The 22,871-nt window shown below is 39.4% G+C and carries 14 protein-coding genes and 1 tRNA gene; 11 read left to right on the top strand and 4 right to left on the bottom strand.

The window, feature by feature from the left end; genetic code table 11:
* Positions 1–101: 101 nt before the first annotated feature.
* From E0H99_RS01135 to E0H99_RS01125, 3 genes are all read left to right on the top strand, one after another.
* On the top strand, positions 102–1,214 hold the full coding sequence (locus E0H99_RS01135) for an NAD(P)/FAD-dependent oxidoreductase (protein ID WP_131990414.1): 1,113 nt from the start codon (positions 102–104) through the stop codon (positions 1,212–1,214).
* Entirely contained in the window at positions 1,214–1,954 is a 741-nt protein-coding gene (gene mtgA, locus E0H99_RS01130) for a monofunctional biosynthetic peptidoglycan transglycosylase (protein WP_131990413.1), read from the top strand. The genes E0H99_RS01135 and mtgA overlap by 1 nt, the downstream gene beginning before the upstream one ends.
* Before the next feature lie 653 nt (positions 1,955–2,607).
* Positions 2,608–3,237 carry a response regulator transcription factor gene (locus E0H99_RS01125; RefSeq protein WP_131990412.1) on the top strand — a complete coding sequence of 210 codons (630 nt, stop codon included), beginning with the start codon at positions 2,608–2,610 and terminating at the stop codon, positions 3,235–3,237.
* Positions 3,238–3,367: 130 nt separating this feature from the next.
* On the opposite strand, the gene E0H99_RS01120 is transcribed toward E0H99_RS01125, so the two are convergent.
* Complete coding sequence (locus tag E0H99_RS01120; protein WP_131990411.1) at positions 3,368–3,679, bottom strand: two-component regulator propeller domain-containing protein; 312 nt, start codon at positions 3,677–3,679, stop codon at positions 3,368–3,370.
* Between the two features lie 671 nt (positions 3,680–4,350).
* Here E0H99_RS01120 and E0H99_RS01115 point away from each other — a divergent pair.
* The 3 genes from E0H99_RS01115 to E0H99_RS01105 are packed head-to-tail and all read left to right on the top strand — an operon-like array spanning position 4,351 to position 17,274.
* Positions 4,351–14,349, top strand: coding sequence for a gliding motility-associated C-terminal domain-containing protein (locus tag E0H99_RS01115; protein ID WP_131990410.1), 9,999 nt, complete (start codon positions 4,351–4,353; stop codon positions 14,347–14,349).
* Between the two features lie 57 nt (positions 14,350–14,406).
* A complete protein-coding gene (locus E0H99_RS01110; protein WP_131990409.1) occupies positions 14,407–15,321 on the top strand; it encodes a type IX secretion system membrane protein PorP/SprF in 915 nt (304 codons plus the stop codon).
* 12 nt (positions 15,322–15,333) lie between these two features.
* Positions 15,334–17,274: an OmpA family protein gene (locus E0H99_RS01105; protein ID WP_131990408.1), complete on the top strand. Its 1,941-nt coding sequence runs from the start codon at positions 15,334–15,336 to the stop codon at positions 17,272–17,274.
* Between the two features lie 95 nt (positions 17,275–17,369).
* Here the strand turns inward: E0H99_RS01105 and E0H99_RS01100 are convergent.
* A tRNA-Ala gene (locus E0H99_RS01100) sits at positions 17,370–17,443 on the bottom strand.
* 125 nt (positions 17,444–17,568) lie between these two features.
* On the opposite strand from E0H99_RS01100, the gene E0H99_RS01095 reads away from it, so the two are divergent.
* The 5 genes from E0H99_RS01095 (at position 17,569) to E0H99_RS01075 (ending at position 20,839) form a co-directional block, all read left to right on the top strand.
* On the top strand, positions 17,569–18,336 hold the full coding sequence (locus tag E0H99_RS01095; protein ID WP_131990407.1) for an enoyl-CoA hydratase/isomerase family protein: 768 nt from the start codon (positions 17,569–17,571) through the stop codon (positions 18,334–18,336).
* A gap of 188 nt (positions 18,337–18,524) precedes the next feature.
* On the top strand, positions 18,525–18,989 hold the full coding sequence (locus tag E0H99_RS01090) for a 6-pyruvoyl trahydropterin synthase family protein (RefSeq protein ID WP_131990406.1): 465 nt from the start codon (positions 18,525–18,527) through the stop codon (positions 18,987–18,989).
* A gap of 4 nt (positions 18,990–18,993) precedes the next feature.
* Positions 18,994–19,746: a UDP-2,3-diacylglucosamine diphosphatase gene (locus E0H99_RS01085; protein ID WP_131990405.1), complete on the top strand. Its 753-nt coding sequence runs from the start codon at positions 18,994–18,996 to the stop codon at positions 19,744–19,746.
* 343 nt (positions 19,747–20,089) lie between these two features.
* Positions 20,090–20,626 carry a DUF2975 domain-containing protein gene (locus tag E0H99_RS01080; RefSeq protein ID WP_131990404.1) on the top strand — a complete coding sequence of 179 codons (537 nt, stop codon included), beginning with the start codon at positions 20,090–20,092 and terminating at the stop codon, positions 20,624–20,626.
* A gap of 3 nt (positions 20,627–20,629) precedes the next feature.
* Positions 20,630–20,839 (top strand): helix-turn-helix domain-containing protein, encoded by a 210-nt coding sequence (locus E0H99_RS01075; protein ID WP_131990403.1) that lies wholly within the window; start codon positions 20,630–20,632, stop codon positions 20,837–20,839.
* A gap of 263 nt (positions 20,840–21,102) precedes the next feature.
* Here the strand turns inward: E0H99_RS01075 and E0H99_RS01070 are convergent, their stop codons facing one another.
* Positions 21,103–21,459: a hypothetical protein gene (locus E0H99_RS01070; RefSeq protein WP_131990402.1), complete on the bottom strand. Its 357-nt coding sequence runs from the start codon at positions 21,457–21,459 to the stop codon at positions 21,103–21,105.
* A 143-nt stretch (positions 21,460–21,602) separates the two neighbouring features.
* Positions 21,603–22,871, bottom strand: a complete 1,269-nt coding sequence (locus E0H99_RS01065) for an MFS transporter (RefSeq protein ID WP_131990401.1) — start codon at positions 22,869–22,871, stop codon at positions 21,603–21,605.

Here is a 22,871-nt window from a genome sequence, read left to right as displayed (position 1 = left end):
TTCACACTGCTTTCATTTTAATTGAAGTTCAGTGAATTTATTTGCAAGGGATAGCGGGATTAGCTCCAAAAAATTATTATTTTTATAAAAAATATTTGGACATGGATTTGAGCTATTGGGAATTAAAAAACTGGTTTACTGATGTTAATTACACCATCGTAGGGAGCGGTATTGTGGGCTTGCATGCTGCATTACGCTTGCGCGAAAGATTCCCGGACAGCAAAATTTTAGTCTTAGAAAAAGGAATATTACCGCAAGGTGCGAGTACTAAAAATGCTGGTTTTGCCTGTTTTGGAAGTCTTTCAGAAATCATAGATGATTTAAAATCCCATTCAGAGGAAGAAGTGATTCGTCTCGTTCAAAAACGATGGAAAGGCCTGAAATTGTTACGAAAAAGACTCGGCGACGACACTATAGATTTCAAACCGTATGGCGGATATGAGTTGTTTTTAAAAGACGATGAAAGTTGTTACAGTGAGTGTGTTGGAAAATTACCCTTCGTCAATGAAATTTTAAGACCACTTTTTAAAGCCGATGTTTTTGCCAAGGAAGTAGACCGTTTTGGGTTCAGCGGCATACAGGAATATTTGGTTTTCAATCCTTTTGAAGCACAGATTGATACCGGAAATATGATGCAGGCGTTGTTGAAAGAAGCAGTTTCTAAAAATATTTTAATTCTAAACCAACAAACTGTTACCTCTTATTTCGACAAAGGAAATGGAGTTGAAGTGGCGCTTGGCAATTTTAGTTTTAGTACCCAAAAAATACTGTTTGCCACTAACGGTTTTGCGAATGCATTGACAAATGGAGCCGTTAAACCAGCCAGAGCACAAGTTTTAATTACGGAGCCTATTAAAAATTTAGATATAAAAGGAACATTTCACTTGGATAGGGGCTATTATTATTTTAGGAATATTGGCGACAGAATATTGTTAGGAGGTGGAAGAAACCTGGATTTTGAGACAGAAAACACAATAGAATTTGGACAAACAGAAATTGTCCAAAAAAAATTGGAACAATTATTAAAAGAAGTAATTTTGCCTCATCAGGATTTCCAAATTGCACACCGTTGGAGCGGGATTATGGGTATTGGGAACAGCAAGAATCCAATCGTTTCACAACTGTCCGATAATGTGTATTGTGGCGTACGATTGGGCGGAATGGGAGTGGCAATAGGTAGTTTAATTGGAACAGAATTAGCAGATTTAGTATAATGGCAACGAAAATAACACCTAGAAAATCAAGACAACCCGTTAAAAAAGAACCGACCTCTTTTATGAGCAAACTAACTCGTTTTATATTCAAAATATTTTTATGGTTCCTCGGACTCTCTTTGTTTTTTGTGGTACTTTTTAAATTTGTCCCAGTTCCGTTTACGCCTTTAATGGTCATTCGGGGGATTGAAAATAAAGTTGCCGGAAAAGAAGTTTTTTTCAGCCACGATTGGGAACCAATTGAAAACATCTCCATGAATCTTCAAAAAGCCGTAATTGCCAGTGAAGATGGAACGTTCCTGAAACACAATGGTTTTGATTTTGTTGCGATGCAAAAAGCGTATAAAAGCAATGAAAGAGGCCGAAGAATAAAAGGCGGAAGCACGATATCGCAACAAACAGCCAAGAATGTATTCCTTTGGCAAGGCCGAAGTTATTTGAGAAAAGGACTTGAAGCCTATTTCACTGTTTTAATAGAAATCATTTGGGGTAAAGAACGCATTATGGAAGTCTATTTGAATAGTATCGAAATGGGAAATGGTGTATATGGAGCGCAAGCAGCCACAGAACATTGGTACCGAAAAAATGCTTCCAGTCTCACACCGATACAGGCCGCAGGAATAGCAGCCATATTACCCAATCCAAGAAAATATTCGGCAACCAGTTCTTCCTCGTATATCAACAGAAGAAAAGCGAAAATTGTACGCGTGATGCGACAAGTGGGGAAAATTGAATATTAAAAAATAGTTTTTACAATTTATCGGATTATACCAAAAATAGCGGCTTAAGTTTTAAGCGGCTATATTTTTGTACTTTGTAGTATCTGCGTAACGTAGGAAGTTGTGATTTGCTGGAACTGTAGAACTAAACAATAGGGAGCAAACAAGAGAAACTGCTTGATTTATTTTTCCCAATGCATTTCATGAAAATATTTTCTGTATCAATATATTATCATTAGATCTAAAAAAGTTGGACATGCTAAGAGTAATTACGGTTTTTTGTGTGAGTGAAGAGGTAATTTGCCAAGCCCGAAATGTTCTCCTAAGATTAGTTAGGAATAATAAATCGTATTTTTTAAAATGCTTTCTTCTCTTTTTGTTTGGTTTAACCAAATTGTAAGTATAAAACGGATTATATAATAGTTTGTTATCTTTTATAAAAAATTGACATCAAGGAAGAGTATTCTAATTGTTAATGAACCGTTTGTGTTTTTTAATTGATGTACAGATTGATTTAATGTAATTATTATCCTATTAATGCTTTTTTTGCTATATTTACGTAGTATTTAAGTGATAATAAATTATAAAATATTTTTTCACAGTGTTTTAATTAAATCTTTTATTTATTGGATGATTGTAATTGGCAGATTTTTCTGTCGAAAGTTAAACAAAATATGGAAAATAAAATTTTAATAATAAATGATTGTCTAGTTGTAAGAGCTGGGGTTGCTATCATTTTAAAACAGCATATCAAAAACTTAAACATCTCAAATGCGGAGAATTTTATTCAAGCTATCGAAATTCTAAAGACGAGTTATTTTAATTTGATTTTTTTTGGGATTAATATTCGGGGAGGCAAAAATCTCGGAATGATCGAGGACTTAAGAGCCATTCAGCCTGATGTAAAAATATTAATATTTTCTGTCTTTGAAGAAGACCAATATGCTTGTCGTTATATTCTTTCCGGTGCGAACGGCTATTTGAATAAATCGTGTAGCGAAAAAAAGATTATTGAAGCCGTTACAATCATTTTAGAAAACGGAAAATATATTTCGTCAGAAATCGCGAATAAAATAGTAGAAGCGACGCTTAATAAAAAAACCATAAACCCATTAGATTTACTGTCTAAAAGAGAATTTGAGATTACTAGTTTATTAGTAAACGGTAATGGTAATCTGGAAATTGCCAATAAATTAAATATTCAAATGTCTACTGTGAGTACTTATAAAATTAGGGTTTATGAAAAACTTAAAATTAACAATTTAGTAGAACTTATTGGTGTTTTTAAAACCCATATTTATTAAATATAATCAACATTTATTGCTATAATTGTTCCTTTATTGATTTAACTTGTTAGTTTAAATAAAAATCAGACAGTTTTCTTACCGGTAAAGCATCTTTCCCTAGTGCAATAAGACGGTATACGAAATTCGCTTATTGACATCTGTTCTTTCCTAAATGACAATCATTTATTCCTTTCGGTTTTGTTCCTAAATTCAAGTTAGATATTTGAATGCTTCTCTTGTTAATAAGCTGTAGTTCTTTAAACCCTTCATTATAGCAGAACAAACTATCATTTTCTAAAGCACCTAAGATCTCCGTAATGCGGTTGCTGTTTAAATTTGTTGTAGTAGAATTAAAAGCTGAAAATTGATTTCCGTTATACCTCACAATCCCGTTTTTCGTACTAAGCCATATAAAACCATATTTATCTTGTACAATGCTTTTTACATTGCTTTGAGACAATTCATTATTATCAGAAGCATACCAGCGAAAAGAATAGTTTCCTAGCTAATTCCTTTATTGACGCATACGAGCAGTAATAAAAAACAATAGTAATAAACGGGTTGTAACGGTATCATCTTTTTATAGGTATTGATATAATTTTTTTAAACGTACTTACTTTTTTTAATTTATTACGTGTAGTAATAATTCTACATTAAAGTAAGTTTATTACTACATATAATTTAGGCTTTAGAGATTAAGAAAGAATAACTTTGTAAGGTAAAAGATTGTTAAAATAAAAAAAATGATAACGTATAGCTCCTGTTGCTTTATTTGATAAAGTGAATCGTTTGTTCGATAAAGTGAATAATTTAAATCTATAATGTGTGTATTAAATGGATTTAACATAAATAAAATTTTATGAAAAAAAAATACTTTTTTAATCGGACAATACTTCTGTTTTATATGTTTGTTTTTCTCTCAGGTATAATTATATCACTTCAATCCACGCTAATTTCTTATCAATAGCACAACTGCGCACTAGTAGTGTGTAATTTCCTTTATTAGGCTAGACAAATAGTGTCAAGTTCCCCCTAATTGTACAAATATTGTTTTGTCCAAGTTTCTTTTTTGTTAAAATTTCTTATTAAATCAGTTTGCATTTTTTTAAGTTTAATTTAATCAACATAGTCATGTTTAAAGATAAATATTCCTCTAGAATAGTTTTTTTTCTATTCGTCTTCTTTGCACTATTTAAATCCAATCTTTATGGTCAATGTAATACCGAAGATCCAATACCTTTTATAGACAGTACTTTTGGGAGTCTGACGGCAGAAGGAACCACTTCTGGCGGGTTAGCATGTTTGCTTTGCTCAGCTTCAAACGAAGAGAGATTGATAGATGCGGATTTGACTAATTTTGCTACTGCATCAGTTCCTTTAGGAATCGCTGGTTCTGTTCATTTCAAAGTAACGGATAGTGATACAGATTATGCTTCGGGTACTTTTGTGGGATACAGAATTGCACCTTCTGGAGGTATTTTGTCATTAGAATTGTTGAATAAAATTACGATTAAAACCTACCTAAATGGTAATAGTACTCCACAAGAAACATTTACGGGGAATTCTTTATTAAGTCTAAGTTTGCTTTCTAGTCCTGGAAATTATATAGTGGGTTTTAATTCAACGAATCCCTTTGATGCGATTGAGATTAGTGTTGGCAGTTTGGTAGGTTTGTTGAATTCTGTCAAAGTATATTATCCGGTAATCCGAAATTACTGCGCAGGTCCTGCATTGGATTGTAACGTTGCCACGGCAATGAACTTGCCAACATTTCCAGTGTCTATTGAAAATACTCATACGGGGTTATCTGGTGTAAGTGTCGGAAGCATTTCAGGTGCTGAAAATGTTACTAGCTCAAACACCACAGATTTTGCCACTATTAATCTGACAGTTGGTTTGTTAGCTTCTGGAAGTATTGCGGTTAAAGATCAGGTTACGGATTATCCAGCCGGGACTTTTGCGGGTTTTGAAATAGAGAATTCTAATTTAGTAAGTGTATCTGCTCTTGGGAGTTTACAAATAAGGACTTATTCAAATGGAATACTTAGAGAGGAATTCGCCGGTAATAGTTTATTGGTAAATGGAGTTCTATTGAGTGCAACAGGTCGTTATAAATTAGGTTTTGTATCTAATTCTTCCTTTGATGAAGTGCGAATAACCGTTAACCAGGCGGTTGGAATTAATCTTGGTTCTACCAAAGTGTACAGTGCGGTGTTCGAGAAATTTTGTGCAGGGCCAAGTCTGCCTTGTAATACGCAGACGGCGCTTATTGCTCCTGCCTATCCTGTTTATGTAAATGGAGCTAAGACTGGAATAGATGGTGTAGTTTGTGCTCTTTGTAGCGTTACTGGTCAGGATAACCTAATTGATGTAAATACTACAAATTATGCCGAAATCAATTTAACGACAAGTGTTGGTACTAAAGGGAGTCTTTCCATAAAAGACGAAATAACAGATTATCCGGCAGGAACATTTGCAGGTTATGATATTGAAAATCCATCTTTATTAAATGTAAATGTTTTTGATGCCATCAGTATAACAACCTATTTAAACGGTACGGAGCAAGAAACTAAATCGGGTAATGCGGCCTTGATTTCTATAGGAACAAACTTATTAGTAGGGACAAGCAGGCAGACTATTGGGTTTGTATCCACATTAGCTTTTGATGAGGTTAGAATTACTTTAACAAATCTTGTATCGGTAAATTTAGGTATTACCAAGGTTTATGCAGTAGTTTTTCAAAAATATTGCGAGGCTACAGTAGCGTGTAATGAGTCTTATGCATGGACAAATCCTGATTTCCCAGTAGTCATTGATGGTGATAAGACTGGAGTTGATGGTGTGGCTTGTGTTGCTTGTGCTGTCAACAATACCAATAATGTGCTGACTTCCGACATTACAGATTTTGCTAAAATTGATGTTATAGCAGGTGTTATTGGATCAGGTTCAATTGCAGTAATAGATCAGTTATATACATATCCGGCAGGTACTTTCGCTGGATTTGTTATTAAAGATTTAAACACTTTACTACAATTAAATTTATTTCAATCCTTAACGGTCACTACCTATAATAATGGAGTCCTTCAAGAATCAAAATCCGGAGGGCAGTTAATTGATTTGACATTATTAAGTGCTCCTATTTTGGGGTCTGGCCCTGGGTACTATAATGTAGGGTTTAACGTAAGTTTGCCTTTCGACGAGATTAAGTTTACTGTGGGTTCTCTTGTTGGAGTTATCAATTCTATTAGAGTATATGGAGCTTTTGTTGATACCAAAAATAGTAGTGGAGACTCATTAGTTTGCGTTAGTGATCTAGCCGTAATTAAAACGGTAAACAATTCTGCGCCAAATGTGGGTTCGAATGTTACCTTCACGATAACGGCGACCAACAATGGACCGAGGGCTGCCACAGGAGTTTCTGTTGTGGATGTCTTGCCGTCAGGCTATACTTTTGTAAATGCGACTCCATCGGCGGGAACCACCTGGTCAGCACCAAACTGGACAATAGGAGCTCTTGCCAACGGCGCCAGTGCGACTTTGAATATCGTGGCTACGGTAAATGCGACTGGAGTTTATGCCAATACGGCAACCATTTCGGGAGGAGAAACGGATCCTAACTCGGGGAACAACAGCTCAACGGTTACCCCAACGGTTACTCAAGCGGATTTAACAGTAACCAAAACGGTAAGTAATGCTACGCCTAATGTAGGTTCGAATGTTACTTTCACGATAATGGCGAGCAACAATGGGCCGAGTGATGCCACAGGAGTTTCCGTTGCGGATGTCTTGCCGTCAGGCTATACTTTTGTAAGTGCGAGCCCATCGGCGGGAACCACCTGGTCAGCACCAAACTGGACTATAGGAACTCTTGCCAACGGCACCAGTGCTACTTTGAATATCGTGGCTACGGTAAATGCGACTGGAGTTTATGCCAATACGGCAACGATATCGGGAGGACAAACCGATCCAGACCCAGGGAACAACAGCTCAACAGTTACCCCAACACCAACCCCTCAAACGGATTTAACGGTAATTAAAACGATAAACAATCTCACGCCTAACGTAGGTTCGAATGTTAGCTTCACGATAACGGCGACCAACAATGGGCCGAGTGCCGCCACTGGAGTTTCGGTATCTGATGCCTTGCCCTCAGGCTATACTTTTGTGAGTGCAACCCCATCGGCGGGAACTACCTGGTCAGCGCCAAACTGGACTGTAGGGACTCTGGCCAATGGCTCCAGTGCTACTTTGAATATTGTGGCTACGGTAAATGCGACTGGAGCTTATGCCAATACGGCAACGATTTCAGGAGGACAAACCGATCCAAATCCAGGGAACAACAGTTCGACTGTTACCCCAACGCCAATCCCTAGAACGGATTTAGCAGTAATCAAAACGGTAAGTAATATGACTCCTAATGTAGGTTCGAATGTTACTTTCACGATAACGGCGACCAACAATGGACCGAGTGCCGCCACAGGAGTTTCCGTTGCGGATGCTTTGCCATCAGGCTATACTTTTGTAAGTGCAAGCCCATCGACAGGAACCTGGACAGCACCCAACTGGATAATCGGAGCTCTTGCCAACGGCGCCAGTGCAACTTTGGATATTGTTGCTACGGTAAATGCGACTGGAGTTTATGCCAATACGGCAACCATATCGGGGGGGCAAACCGATCCGTCTCCAGGAAACAACAGTTTTACGGTTACCCCAACACCTGTTGCACAAACAGATTTAGCGGTAATCAAAACGGTAAGTAATATGACTCCTAATGTAGGTTCGAATGTTACTTTCACGATAACGGCGACCAACAATGGGCCGAGTGCCGCCACAGGGGTTTCCGTTGTGGATGTCTTACCATCAGGCTATACTTTTGTAAGTGCGACTCCATCGACAGGAACCTGGACAGCACCCAACTGGACAATCGGAGCTCTTGCCAACGGCGCCAGTGCAACTTTGGATATTGTTGCTACGTTAAACGCGACTGGACCTTATGCCAATACGGCAACGATTTCAGGAGGGCAAACCGATCCGTCTCCAGGAAACAACAGTTCTACGGTTACCCCAACACCTGTTGCACAAACAGATTTAGCGGTAATCAAAACGGTAAGTAATATGACTCCTAATGTAGGTTCGAATGTTACTTTCACGATAACGGCGACTAACAATGGGCCGAGTGCCGCCACAGGGGTTTCCGTTGCGGATGCTTTGCCATCAGGCTATACTTTTGTAAGTGCAAGCCCATCGACAGGAACCTGGACAGCACCCAACTGGACAATCGGAGCTCTTTCCAACGGCGCCAGTGCTACTTTGGATATTGTTGCTACGGTAAACGCGACTGGACCTTATGCCAATACGGCAACCATATCAGGGGGGCAAACCGATCCGTCTTCAGGAAACAACAGTTCTATGGTTACCCCAACACCTGTTGCCCAAACAGATTTAGCGGTAACCAAAACGGTAAGTAATATGACTCCTAATGTAGGTTCGAATGTTACTTTCACGATAACGGCGACTAACAATGGGCCGAGTGCCGCCACAGGGGTTTCCGTTGCAGATGCTTTGCCGTCGGGCTATACTTTTGTAAGTGCGAATCCGTCGACAGGAACTTGGACAGAACCAAACTGGACAATCGGAGCTCTTTCCAACGGCGCCAGTGCAACTTTGGATATTGTAGCCACGGTTAAGGCTACGGGGTCTTATACCAATACGGCAACCATTTCGGGAGGACAAACCGATCCGACCCCAGGAAACAACAGCTCAACAGTTAGTCCAACACCGGTTGCTCAAACGGATTTAACAGTAACCAAAACGGTAAACAATGCCACACCAGATGAAGGTTCGAATGTTAGCTTCACGATAACGGCGACCAACAATGGGCCGAGTGCCGCCACAGGAGTTTCCGTTGCGGATGCCTTGCCGTCAGGCTATACTTTTGTAAGTGCGAGCCCATCAGCAGGAACTTGGACAGCACCAAACTGGACAATCGGAACTCTTGCCAACGGCGCCAGTGCGACTTTGAATATCGTGGCTACGGTAAATGCGACGGGACCTTATGCCAATACGGCAACCATATCGGGAGGACAAACCGATCCGACTCCAGGGAACAACAGTTCAACGGTTACCCCAGTACCGGTTCCCCCAACGGGTATTCAAGCGGATTTAGCAGTAACTAAAACGGTAAATAGTGCCGCGCCAAATGTAGGTTCGAATGTTACTTTCACAATAACGGCGACCAATATTGGGCCAAATGCCGCCACAGGAGTTTCCGTTGTGGATGTCTTGCCGTCAGGCTATACTTTTGTAAGTGCGACTCCATCAACAGGAACTTGGACAGCACCAAACTGGACAATCGGAGCTCTTGCCATTGGCGCCATTACAACTTTGGATATTGTTGCCACGGTAAATGCGACGGGACCTTATGCCAATACGGCAATTATTTTGGGAGGACAAACCGATCCGACCCCAGGGAACAACAGCGCAACGGCTACCCTAACACCAGTTGCCCAAACGGATTTAGCCGTAACTAAAACGGTAAGTAATGCTACGCCGAATGTAGGTTCGAATGTTACTTTCACGATAATGGCGACCAACAATGGGCCGAGTGATGCCACAGGAGTTTCCGTTGCGGATGTGTTGCCCTCAGGCTATACTTTTGTAAGTGCGACTCCATCGACAGGAACTTGGACAGCACCAAACTGGACAATCGGAACTCTTGCCAACGGCGCCAGTGTAACTTTGGATATTATTGCCACGGTAAATGCGACGGGACCTTATGCCAATACGGCAACCATTTCAGGAGGACAAGCCGATCCAACCTCAGGAAACAACAGTTCAACAGCTACTATAACGCCTGCTGCCCAAACAGATTTAGCGGTAACCAAAACGGTAAATAATCTCACGCCAAATGTAGGTTCTAATGTTACTTTCACGATAACGGTGACCAACAATGGGCCGGGTGATGCCACAGGAGTTTCCGTTGCGGATGTGTTGCCCTCAGGCTATACTTTTGTAAGTGCGACTCCATCGGCAGGAGCTTGGTCAGCGCCAAACTGGACAATCGGAATTCTTGCCAACGGCAGCAGTGTAACTTTGGATATCGTGGCTACGGTAAATGCGACTGGAGTTTATGCCAACACGGCAACCATTTCGGGAGAACAAACCGATCCAAACTCAGGGGATAATAGTTCAACGGTTGCCCCAGTTCCGGTACCGCAAACAGATTTAACGGTGACCAAAACGGTAAGTAATATAAGTCCTAATGTAGGTTCTAATGTTACCTTCACGATAACGGCGACCAACAATGGGCCGGGTGATGCCACAGGGGTTTCTGTATTGGATGCCTTGCCGTCAGGCTATACTTTTGTAAGTGCGATTCCATCGGCGGGAACCGCTTGGTCAGCACCCAACTGGACAATCGGAGTTCTTGCCAATGGCGCCAATGCAACTTTGGATGTTATTGCCACGGTAAATGCGACTGGAGTTTATGTCAATACGGCAACCATTTCAGGAGGACAAACCGATCCAAACCCGGGGAACAACAGTTCAACGGTTAGCCCAACGCCAATCCCTCAAACGGATTTAATAGTAACTAAAACGGTAAGTAATACAACGCCAAATGTAGGTTCGAATATTAGCTTTACGATAACGGCGATTAACAATGGGCCGAGTGATGCCACAGGAGTTTCCGTTGCGGATGTCTTGCCGTCGGGCTATACTTTTGTAAGTGCGAGCCCATCGGCGGGAACCACTTGGACAGCACCCAACTGGACAATCGGAGCTCTTGCCAATGGTGCTACTGCAACTTTGGATATTGTTGTTACGGTAAACGCCACGGGGTCTTATGTCAATACGGCAACCATATCGGGAGGACAAACCGATCCAAACCCAGGAAACAACAGTTCAACGGTGACCCCAACACCAACACCCCAAACGGATTTAACGGTGACCAAAACGGTAAACAATCCCACGCCAAATGTGGGTTCGAATATTAGCTTCACAATAACGACGACCAATAACGGGCCGAGTGATGCCACAGGAGTTTCCGTTGTTGATGCCTTGCCGTCAGGCTATACTTTTGTAAGTGCGACTCCATCGACAGGAACCTGGATAGCACCAGACTGGACAATCGGAGCTCTTGTTAACGGCGCCAGTGCAACTTTGGAAATCGTGGCTACGGTAAATGGGACAGGAGTTTATGCCAATACAGCAACCATTTCGGGAGGACAAACCGATCCAAGCCCGGGGAACAACAGCTCAACGGTTACCCCAGCGGTTATTCAAGCGGATTTAACAGTAACCAAAACAGTAAGTAATGCTACGCCAAATGTAGGTTCGAATGTCACCTTCACGATAATGGCGAGCAACAATGGGCCGAGTGCGGCCACTGGAGTTTCCGTTGCGGATGTCTTGGCGTCAGGCTATACTTTTGTAAGTGCGACTCCATCGACAGGAACTTGGTCAGCACCAAACTGGACTATAGGAACTCTTGCCAACGGCACCAGTGCTACTTTGAATATAGTGGCTACGGTAAATGCGACTGGAGTTTATGCCAATACGGCAACCATATCGGGAGGACAAACCGATCCAAACCCAGGGAACAACAGCTCAACAGTTACCCCAACACCAATACCCCAAACGGATTTAACGGTAATTAAAACGATAAACAATCCCACGCCAAACGTAGGTTCGAATATTAGCTTCACGATAACGGCCACCAACAATGGGCAGAGTGATGCTACAGGAGTTTCTGTATTGGATGCCTTGCCCTCAGGCTATACTTTTGTAAGTGCGAGTCCATCGACAGGAACTTGGACAGCACCCAACTGGATAATCGGAGCTCTTTCCAACGGCGCCAGTGCAACTTTGGAAATCGTGGCTAGGGTAAATACGACAGGAGTTTATGCCAATACGGCAACCATTTCGGGAGGACAAACCGATCCAAACTCAGGGAATAACAGTTCAACGGTTACCCCAGCGGTTATTCAAGCGGATTTAATAGTAATCAAAACGGTAAATAATGCTACGCCAAATGTAGGCTCGAATGTCACCTTCACGATAACGACGACCAACAATGGGCCGAGTGACGCCACAGGAGTTTCTGTATTGGATGCCTTGCCCTCAGGCTATACTTTTGTAAGTGCGAGTCCATCGACAGGAATCTGGACAGCACCCAACTGGACAATCGGGGCTCTAGCCAACGGCGCCAGTGCAACTTTGGATATTGTTGCCAAGGTAAATGCGACGGGACCTTATGCCAATACGGCGACGATTTCAGGAGGGCAAACCGATCCGACTCCAGGGAACAACAGCTCAACGGTTAGTCCAACGCCTGTTGCTCAAACGGATTTAACAGTAATCAAAACGGTAAGTAATATGACTCCTAATGTAGGTTCGAATGTTACCTTCACGATAACGACGACCAACAATGGGCCGAGTGACGCCACGGGAGTTTCTGTGTCGGATGCCTTGCCGTTGGGCTATACTTTTGTAAGTGTGAGCCCATCGACAGGAACTTGGTCAGCACCCAACTGGACAATCGGAACTCTTGCCAACGGCGCCAGTGCAACTTTGGATATTATTGCCACGGTAAACGCGACGGGACCTTATGCCAATACGGCAACGATCTCTGGAGGGCAAACCGATCCAACCCTAGGAAACAACAATTCAACGGTTACTCCAACACCTGTTGCCCAAACGGATTTAACAGTAATCAAAACGGTAAGTAATATGACTCCTAATGTAGGTTCGAATGTTACCTTCACGATAACGACGACCAACAATGGGCCGAGTGACGCCACAGGAGTTTCTGTATCGGATGCCTTGCCGTCAGGCTATACTTTTGTAAGTGCGAGCCCATCGGCAGGAACTTGGACTGCACCAAACTGGACTATCGGAGCTCTTTCCAACGGCGCCAGTGCAACTTTGGATATTATTGCCACGGTAAACGCGACGGGACCTTATGCCAATACGGCAACGATTTCAGGAGGGCAAACCGATCCGACTCCAGGGAACAACAGCTCGACAGTTAGTCCAATACCGGTTTCTTCTACCCCATTGATTACGTTGACTAAAGACGGAACATATGTAGATAAGAATGGTGATGGAATAACCAACATCGGGGATGTAATTACTTATACTTTTGTGGTAGCCAATAGAGGAAATAGACCACTTACTAACGTAACGCTAACTGACAATAATGCAACGGTGACTGGCGGACCTTTAGCTACTTTGGCTGTAGGCGCTGCAGATAGTACTACTTTCACGGCAGTACACATTGTCTCACAAACAGATATCGATGCGGGTATTGTTTACAATTTTGCTACAGTTAGCGGAACGCCACCAACTGGACCGAACGTAACAGCAACTTCAACTGATCCAACGCCATGTGTAACTTGTCCTGTAAATCCGGCGTGTCCAACATGTACCACGACTCCGTTAACACAAAACCCAGCTATCGCGTTAATAAAAACAGCCGTGTTTGAGGATAATAACGGTGATGGTTTTGCGCAAGTTGGAGAAATTATGAATTATGCTTTCACGGTGATAAACATGGGGAATGTGACACTTAATAATGTAAGAATAACGGATCTTTTACCTGGAATTGTGCTAACGGGTGGGCCAATAAGCTTGTCAGCAGGGGAATCCAATAGTACTGCGTTCGTTGGGGTTTATACCTTAACACAACAAGATGTTATTGCGGGTTCTGTAGTTAACCAAGCAACGGTATATGGAACGAGTCCGTTAGGAATAATTGTTACAGATTTATCGGATAATGATAGCCCGTTAGAGGATGATTCTACAGTGCTTGGTGTTCAAAGTTGTGCTCTAAAAGTATTTAATGCTCTATCACCAAACGGAGACGGTTCAAATGATATTTTTTACATAAGAGGTTTAGAATGTTATCCGAATAACACCGTTGAAATTTACAATCGTTGGGGGGTTAAAGTATATGATGCGCAAGGATATGATAATAATAATATAGTGTTTAGAGGTATGTCTGAAGGAAGGGGTACAATAAATCAATCTGAAGGATTGCCAACCGGCACGTATTTTTATATTATTAAATATAGCGATTTAGATGGTAAGGGGATTGATAAATCAGGTTATCTGCATTTAAATAGAGATTAGTTTAAAAACTTCCGAAGAATCAGATAATTATTCTTCGGAATAAATAAATAAAATATTATGAAAACAAAGATTGTAATAATCATTTTACTGTTCGTAACGATGTCGGGTTTTGCACAACAAGACGCCCAATATACACATTACATGTATAATACTACCAACATCAATCCTGCCTATGCAGGAAGTCGTGGAGTAATTAGTGTTTTTGGATTGCATAGGACCCAGTGGGTAGGATTAGATGGTGCTCCGGTAACTAATGCAGTTTCTGTTAATGCTCCAATAGAAAATTCAGCTTTAGGGGTGGGACTGTCTTTTGTAAATGACAGAATTGGGGCATCTGATGAAAATACAATTTCTGCTGATGTATCTTATATTATTCAGACCTCAGAGAATTATAAATTATCGTTTGGATTAAAAGCAACTGCTAATTTATTAAATGTAGATTATACGAAATTAGACCGCTATGACATGGCTGACCCTCAATTTCAGAATAATATAGATAATAAATTTAGTCCAAATATAGGAGCTGGAGTTTATTATCATTCGGATAAATTATATTTAGGATTGTCAGTTCCTAATTTTTTAGAAACCGAACATTTTAATGACAATAGCTCGTCTGCAGTAAAAGAACGTATGCACTACTATTTAATCGGAGGTTATGTTTTTGATTTAAATCCTACTTTAAAATTTAAGCCAGCATTTTTAGCTAAGGCAGTAGAGGGCTCCCCATTACAATTGGACGTATCAGGAAATTTTTTATTTAACGAGAAGTTTACATTGGGATTAGCCTGGAGATGGAGTTCAGCGATTAGTGCTATGGCAGGATTCCAAGTTACAGATGGGTTGTTTATTGGTTATGGATACGATTTAGAAACAACCAAATTAGCTCATTACAACTCGGGCTCACATGAAATATTTTTGCGATTTGAGCTCTTCAAAATCCAAAATAAAACAGTTTCACCAAGATTTTTCTAAAAAAGCCTTAACATGAAAAACAGAATTATACTATTGCTTGTATCAAGTATCGCTTCGATACAAATGTCTGCTCAGAATCTTAAAGTTGTTAAAGCTGATAAAGAGTATGATCGATACGCCTACATAGATGCAATAAAAACCTATGAACGTATGTCCGAAAAAGGATACAAATCAGTAGATATGTTTCAGAAATTAGGTAACGCCTATTATTTTAATGGCGATTTAGCAAAAGCGGCCAAATGGTATACGGAGTTATTTGTCTTGACAAAAGATGTTGCTCCGGAATATTACTATCGCTATGCACAGTCTTTAAAAGCAATTAAGGAATATGATAAAGCCGATGCCATGATGGTTAAATTCAATCATGAGAATGGAAACGATCTTAGGGCAAAATTAGCTTCAGAACAAAAAGATTATTTGGCTGTAATCAAGAAAAATTCAGGAAGATATGCTATAGAAAATGCAGGAGTCAATTCTGAATATTCGGATTATGGAAGTTCTTTCTTTGGGGATAAAATAGTTTTTACTTCTGCAAGAGACATTGGAAATTTTGTAAAAATAATAGATTCCTGGACAGGTGAAGGGTTTACAAATCTTTATGAGGCTACTCGAAAATCTGATGGGACACTTTCATCGGTTGAACATCTTTCCCGAAAACTGAATTCTAAATTTCACGAGTCAACACCCGTCTTTACTAAAGATGGGAAAACGGTTTACTTTACAAGAAATAATTTCCTGAATGGTAAAAAAGGAAAAGATGCCAATAAAACGATGCTGTTAAAAATTTACAAAGCAACATTAGAAGATGACACCTGGACTAATATAATCGAATTGCCATTCAATAGTGACAATTATAGTGTGGCACATCCCGCTTTAAGTTCAGACGAGAAAATCCTGTATTTCGCATCCGATATGCCGGGGACATTTGGGCAATCCGATATATTTAATGTGTCCATTAATGAAGATGGCAGTTTTGGGACTCCACAAAATTTAGGGAATAACATTAATACGGAAGGAAGAGAAACCTTTCCGTTCATTACATCAGAAAATGAACTTTATTTTGCCTCAGATGGACATCCCGGACTAGGCGGATTAGACGTATTTGTTTCTAAAGCAAAACAGGAAGGAAGTTTTAAAAACGTTTTAAACGTTGGGGAACCCTTAAATAGTTCAAAGGATGATTTTTCGTTGCTGATAGATCCCAAAATACAGTTGGGTTATGTAACATCAAACCGAGAAGGGGGACAAGGCGATGATGATATTTACAGGTTTAAAGAAATAAAAAGTATAGAATATCCTTGTGAGCAATTTTTAACCGGTCTGGTTACGGATAAAGAAACGGGATTGGCACTGATTGGAGCAAAACTAACGTTGTTTGACAGCAGCTATAAATTACTAAAAGAAATTTTAACAGATAAAGACGGTAAGTTCGATTTTGATCAAGTGGAGTGTGACTCGAAATATTACATTAAATCAGAGAAATCAGAATATAATACGATAGAAACTCCTGTGGTTAGTGCTAAAGAATCTGGTAAAACTTTTGTGCCATTGGTGTTAGAAAAAACGATTAAAAAGCTTGCCATTGGCGATGATTTGGCAAAAGCATTTGATATTAAAGTTATTTATTTTGATTTAAATAAATTCAATATCCGACCTGATGCGGCTATAGATTTATCCAAAATTTTGGACGTAATGGAACAAAATTCAAATATAAAAATAGATATCCGTTCCCATACTGATAGCAGACAGACTCATGCTTATAACAAAAAACTATCCGAAAGAAGAGCTAAATCAACGATGGAATGGTTAGCTAATAATGGAATTAATAAATCTCGTTTAACGGCAAAGGGCTATGGAGAAACGCAACTGATAAATAAATGTACCGATGGAGTTGAATGCACCGAAAGCGAGCATCAAGCTAACAGAAGAAGTGAATTTATAATAGTGAAGTAAATTCAAAATAATGAAGGACTTGGGTAGTATTCCAATGAAAAAACCTCAAAATCATACGATTTTGAGGTTTTTGGTTTATTTTAGAAGTAATTCTGTGGAGAATATCGGATTCGAACCGATCACCTCTTGCCTGCCAGGCAAGCGCTCTAGCCAAATGAGCTAATCCCCCAAACTAGAGCGCAAATATAACATATAAATTTTCCAAAAAGCAAATTTCAAAATACAAATCCATTCTATTTGAAAAAAAGTCAAATCCTCCTTTACTTTTTTTAACTTTACATCAAAATTCCCATTATGGTATCAGAAAACCCAACAGGTTCGCTCTTCACAACAATCGAAAATAAAATCGCAACCGTTGCATTTGGTCATCCTTCGAGCAATTCTTTTCCAAGAGAATTGTTGGATCGTTTAACGAATGAGTTCAACATTTTGAGCACGAATCCAACCGTTTCGGTGATTGTTATTCAAAGCGAAGGCTCGGGAGCTTTTTGTGCAGGTGCTTCTTTTGATGAACTTTTGGCGGTTTCTGATGAAGCCGCAGGAACCCAGTTTTTCTCTGGATTTGCGCATTTAATCAATGCAATGCGTTCGTGTTCCAAGCTTATTGTTGGCCGCGTTCACGGAAAAGCAGTTGGCGGCGGCGTAGGAATTGCGTCCGCTTGTGATTATACATTGGCGACAAAAAACGCATCAATAAAACTATCGGAATTGGCAATTGGCATTGGTCCCTTTGTAATAGAACCCGTAGTTTCCAAGAAAATAGGTAAGACGGCAATGACCGAAATGACGCTCGCAGCCCACGAATGGAAAACCGCTGATTGGGCCGCAGCCAAAGGATTGTACGCCAATACTTTTGAAACCATTGCAGAACTGGATGCCGCAATAGCCGATTTCAGCGCTAAATTATCCAGTTATAATCCCGAAGCTTTACACGAAATGAAAAAGGTTTTGTGGGACGGAACGCAACATTGGGATACATTGTTGTTGGAACGCGCCGCGATTTCAGGTAAATTGGTGTTGTCTGACTTTACCAGAAAAGCGTTGTCCCAATTCAAAAAGTAATTTTTTCAGGAGCTATTTCCTGCTATCCGTTACAATCTTTTATTACCCTGTCAGGGTTCGAAACCCTGACAGGGTAATAAAAGGATTTTCACTCCTATCAGGGCTAGGTCTCAGTGGAATCCAAATACCAAGATTTACATCTCATTTCTCATATCAATTTGCTAAATTTGCATCAAAATTAAACTCCGATGAGCAATATCAGAATTACAAAACAATTTAGTTTCGAAACCGGACATGCCTTATATGGCTATGACGGGAAATGTAAAAATGTCCACGGACATAGTTATAAATTGTCAGTAACGGTAATTGGAACTCCAATTACAGATCGTTCCAATGTGAAATTCGGAATGGTGATTGACTTCACGGATTTAAAGAAAATTGTAAAAGAAGAAATTGTAGATCAGTTTGACCATGCGACTGTTTTTAACGGAACAACGCCGCATATCGAATTGGCAAACGAATTAATGAGCCGCGGACACCACGTTATTTTGGTAGATTACCAACCAACAAGCGAAAATATGGTCGTTGATTTCTCGCAAAGAATCATCAGCCGATTACCGGAAGGAATCACTCTTTTCTCCTTAAAATTACAAGAAACCGAATCTTCTTTTGCAGAATGGTTTGCCGGTGATAATGTGAAATCCATACTGTAACTTCATGCAATTACCCAACAACAAAAAAATATATTTCGCCTCCGATCAGCATTTTGGCGCACCAACACCCGAATTGAGTTTTCCGAGAGAACAAAAATTTGTGGCTTGGCTCGACGAAGTAAAAGGCGATGCCGAAGCTATTTTTCTATTGGGCGATTTATTTGATTTTTGGTTTGAATACAAAACTGTAGTCCCAAAAGGCTTTATTCGTATTTTAGGCAAACTCGCCGAAATACGAGACAGCGGAATCCCTATTTATTTCTTCGTGGGAAACCACGATTTATGGATGGAAGACTATTTCCAGAAAGAACTGAATATTCCCGTGTTTCATGACAATCAAGAATACACTTTTGGAGATAAAACATTCCTTATTGGCCACGGTGACGGAAAAGGCCCTGGTGATTTAGGATACAAACGCATGAAAAAAGTGTTTACAAATCCGTTTTTTAAATGGCTTTTTAGATGGCTTCATCCGGATATTGGCGTGAAACTGGCGCAATATCTTTCCGTAAAAAACAAACTGATTTCTGGCGATGAAGATGTGACCTTTCTTGGCGAAGACAATGAATGGCTGATTCTCTATTCCAAAAGAAAACTGGAAACCAAACACTACAATTACCTTATTTTTGGCCACCGCCATTTGCCTATGAAAGTAACCGTAGGAGAAAATGCCGAATATGTGAATCTGGGTGACTGGATTACTTATTTTACCTATGGCGTTTTTGATGGTGAGAATTTTGAGATTAAAAAATTTTAATAAATTCTTGAGAATTTATTCTTGATTTCCTGTTTTTTATTGTGCAAAAAAACTTATAAATATGCTAGTGGTTCTTCGTTGGTGTTTTTTTTCTGTATTTATTTGATTTAGGTAATGTTCGATGATTACAAGATCAATCTCTATAAATTTGGGTGCATTGTGATGATTTTGTCAGACCTATAAACGAGTTAGCGGTCATTGTACAAGAAGACACAACTGAAACTAATGGTACGACTTTGCAATATTTTAGTATCCGACAAAATTATTTGAATATAGATATATATTTATTGTTTATCAATAATTATTTATTATATTTGTGATGTAATTTTAACTTTTAAGAATTATGTCAAAAACAAACAACATTGTATTTAAAAGCTTGCATATTGTGGCTTGGGTCATCTTCGTTGGCTTGTGCATTGAGGTTGGAGGTTTGATAGTCAATTTCATTTTCAGTCTCTATAAACCTGAATTTATCCAAAATCTTTATCAAAAGGTGGACTTAAGTGAAATGTATGAACGTAGTAAATGGGCTTTTTTCAGTATGTATAGTTTTATACTTGTCATAGCGATTTTGAAATCTGTCCTATTTTATGTAGTCATCAGATTAGTGGGCAAGATTGATTTGTCAAAACCATTCAACAGCTTTGTTTCGAGACAAATTTCACAAATTAGTTACTACACTCTTTCAATTGGACTATTAAGTTACATAGCTCGACAGTCAGCTAAGAATTTAGTGCATCGTGGTTTTGTTACCGACAACTTAAACCAGTTTTGGGCAGATAGTCAAGCATTTATTTTGATGGCGGCTGTAATCTACGTTATTGCGACTATCTTCAAAAAGGGAATAGATATTCAAAACGAAAACGATTTAACTGTTTAAGCTATGCCAATAATAGTAAACTTAGATGTGATGATGGCAAAACGGAAAATTTCTCTGAATGAACTTTCTGAAAGAGTTGATTTAACATTATCTAACCTTTCAATCTTAAAGACAGGAAAGGCAAAAGCAATCCGTTTTACCACCTTAGACGCAATTTGTAAAGCCTTAGACTGTCAACCAGGTGACATTTTAGAATACATTAATGACAATTAAAGAACAACGAACCGCTAAAACAGCTAAGTTTTCGTTGCGTGCGTATCACAAAACAATGAAAACTGTGTTGAACAGTATTGATTACACGTCCGTTACACTATGGAGTTATCGTTAATTTTTAGAGGGATTTACATAGCTACAGGAAGTCTTCATCATCGTATGTGCTGTGAAAGCGCCTTTGGCTTTGCGCTTATTCTTGCATTATAAAAGTTGTTAAAAAGAATAAGTGCAATTATTAGATAGATAGTTAAAAAATAATAACCCTAATTCATTCCCTCTCCATACAAATAATCATCCAAATTTATTTTAAACAAAGTGCCTTCCACCAAATCTTTTACGGCATCTAATTCTTCCATGGAAACGGCCAAATCAATTTGGGAACAAGGCGTTTTTAGTAAAAATTTGTGGCATTTGTTTTTCAGTTCACAATCGTCGCAACATTTATTTTGGATATAGCTGTCCTCAATACAGCGCTTAAATAATTGCAGTTCTTGCGGAGTAAAATAAAATCCCATTTCTCTAAAAACCAGTTGAACTTTGTCCAGCACAATAGCATTGTCTTTTCTCCAGTAAAAAGCCGTGCCTAAATTGTTATGATATATTTGTTTTATTTCTTGCATGTGTCATCAGTTTGAAACAAAAATACACATTATTTATATTTGTTCTAAATAATAAAGCATAAAAAAGGCATAAAAAAAGTCGGTAAGGAATCTTAAGATTATTTTACCGACGGGTTTTAGAAAGTATTTTTTAAATCGATTTATTATTCGCTCTTTTCATGTTCCTCAATATCTTTTTGCAAGTCCAGTTTTCTAAAAGTAGGTGATACGGCTCCGGTAAGAAATACGGTGATCAATGTCATGCTTCCGCCAAAGACTACTGCGCTAACAGTTCCCATCAGTTTTGCAGTTAATCCGCTTTCAAAAGCACCCAATTCATTAGATGAACCCACAAAAATAGAATTCACGGCTGCAACTCGGCCTCGCATATGATCAGGAGTCTTCAATTGCAAAATAGTTTGGCGTATCACCACCGAAATCCCGTCAAAAACACCGCTTAAAAATAAAGCCGCAACAGACAACCAAAAAATCGACGAAAGCCCAAAAATGATAATACAAATCCCAAACGCAAAAATTGCCGACAGCAGTTTCATACCTGCATTTTTGGTAAAAGGAATATAAGCGGAGATTATCAACATCAAAAAAGCACCAACTGCGGGAGCGGCTCTCAAAACGCCAAATCCTTGTGGCCCTACTTTTAAAATATCTTGTGCAAAAATGGGTAACAACGCAACGGCTCCTCCAAAAAGAACGGCAATCATGTCCAATGATAAAGCGCCTAAAATCGTCTTATTGTTGAAAACAAATTTCACACCTTCTTTCAAACTTTCCATAATGGGTTCGCCAATTTTTGGATTCAAAATAGGCTTCGTTGCAATCTGGGTTAAAGCGATTAAAGCAAAAAGTGAACATCCCAAAACGATTGACATCGACCAATGAACACCAATCCAATTGATCGAAAAACCGGCTACCGCAGGACCTAAAACTGAACTTATTTGCCAAACGGAACTGCTCCATGTGGCAGCATTGGGATATATTTTTTTAGGAACAATCAATGCCAAAAGAGAAAATATGGTCGGGCCAAGAAAAGCACGGACCAATCCTCCTAAAAACACGAAAAAGTAAATAGAATATAAAATGGTTTGAGTAGAAAAGTCTTTTATAAACGGTGGCCACGTAAATAGAAACAAGCCCAAACTAATAATTGAAAACCCTAAAATACATTTAAAAAGCAATCCTTTTTTCTCTTTCTGATCGACAATGTGCCCGGCAAATAAAGCCATCGAAATAGCCGGAATAACTTCCATTAATCCAATGATACCTAGCGATAGTGGGTTTTTGGTCAAACTGTAAACTTCCCATTCAATGACGATAAATTGCATGGACCAGCCAAAAACCATGGCAAACCGCAACAACAAAAAAATATTGAATTCTTTATAACGCAACGCCGAATAAGGGTCTTTTTTTTTCAT

The sequence above is a fragment of the Flavobacterium sp. GT3P67 genome (assembly GCF_004349155.1).
Lineage (GTDB): Bacteria > Bacteroidota > Bacteroidia > Flavobacteriales > Flavobacteriaceae > Flavobacterium > Flavobacterium ranwuense.
This window is presented reverse-complemented; position numbering and strand designations above follow the sequence as displayed.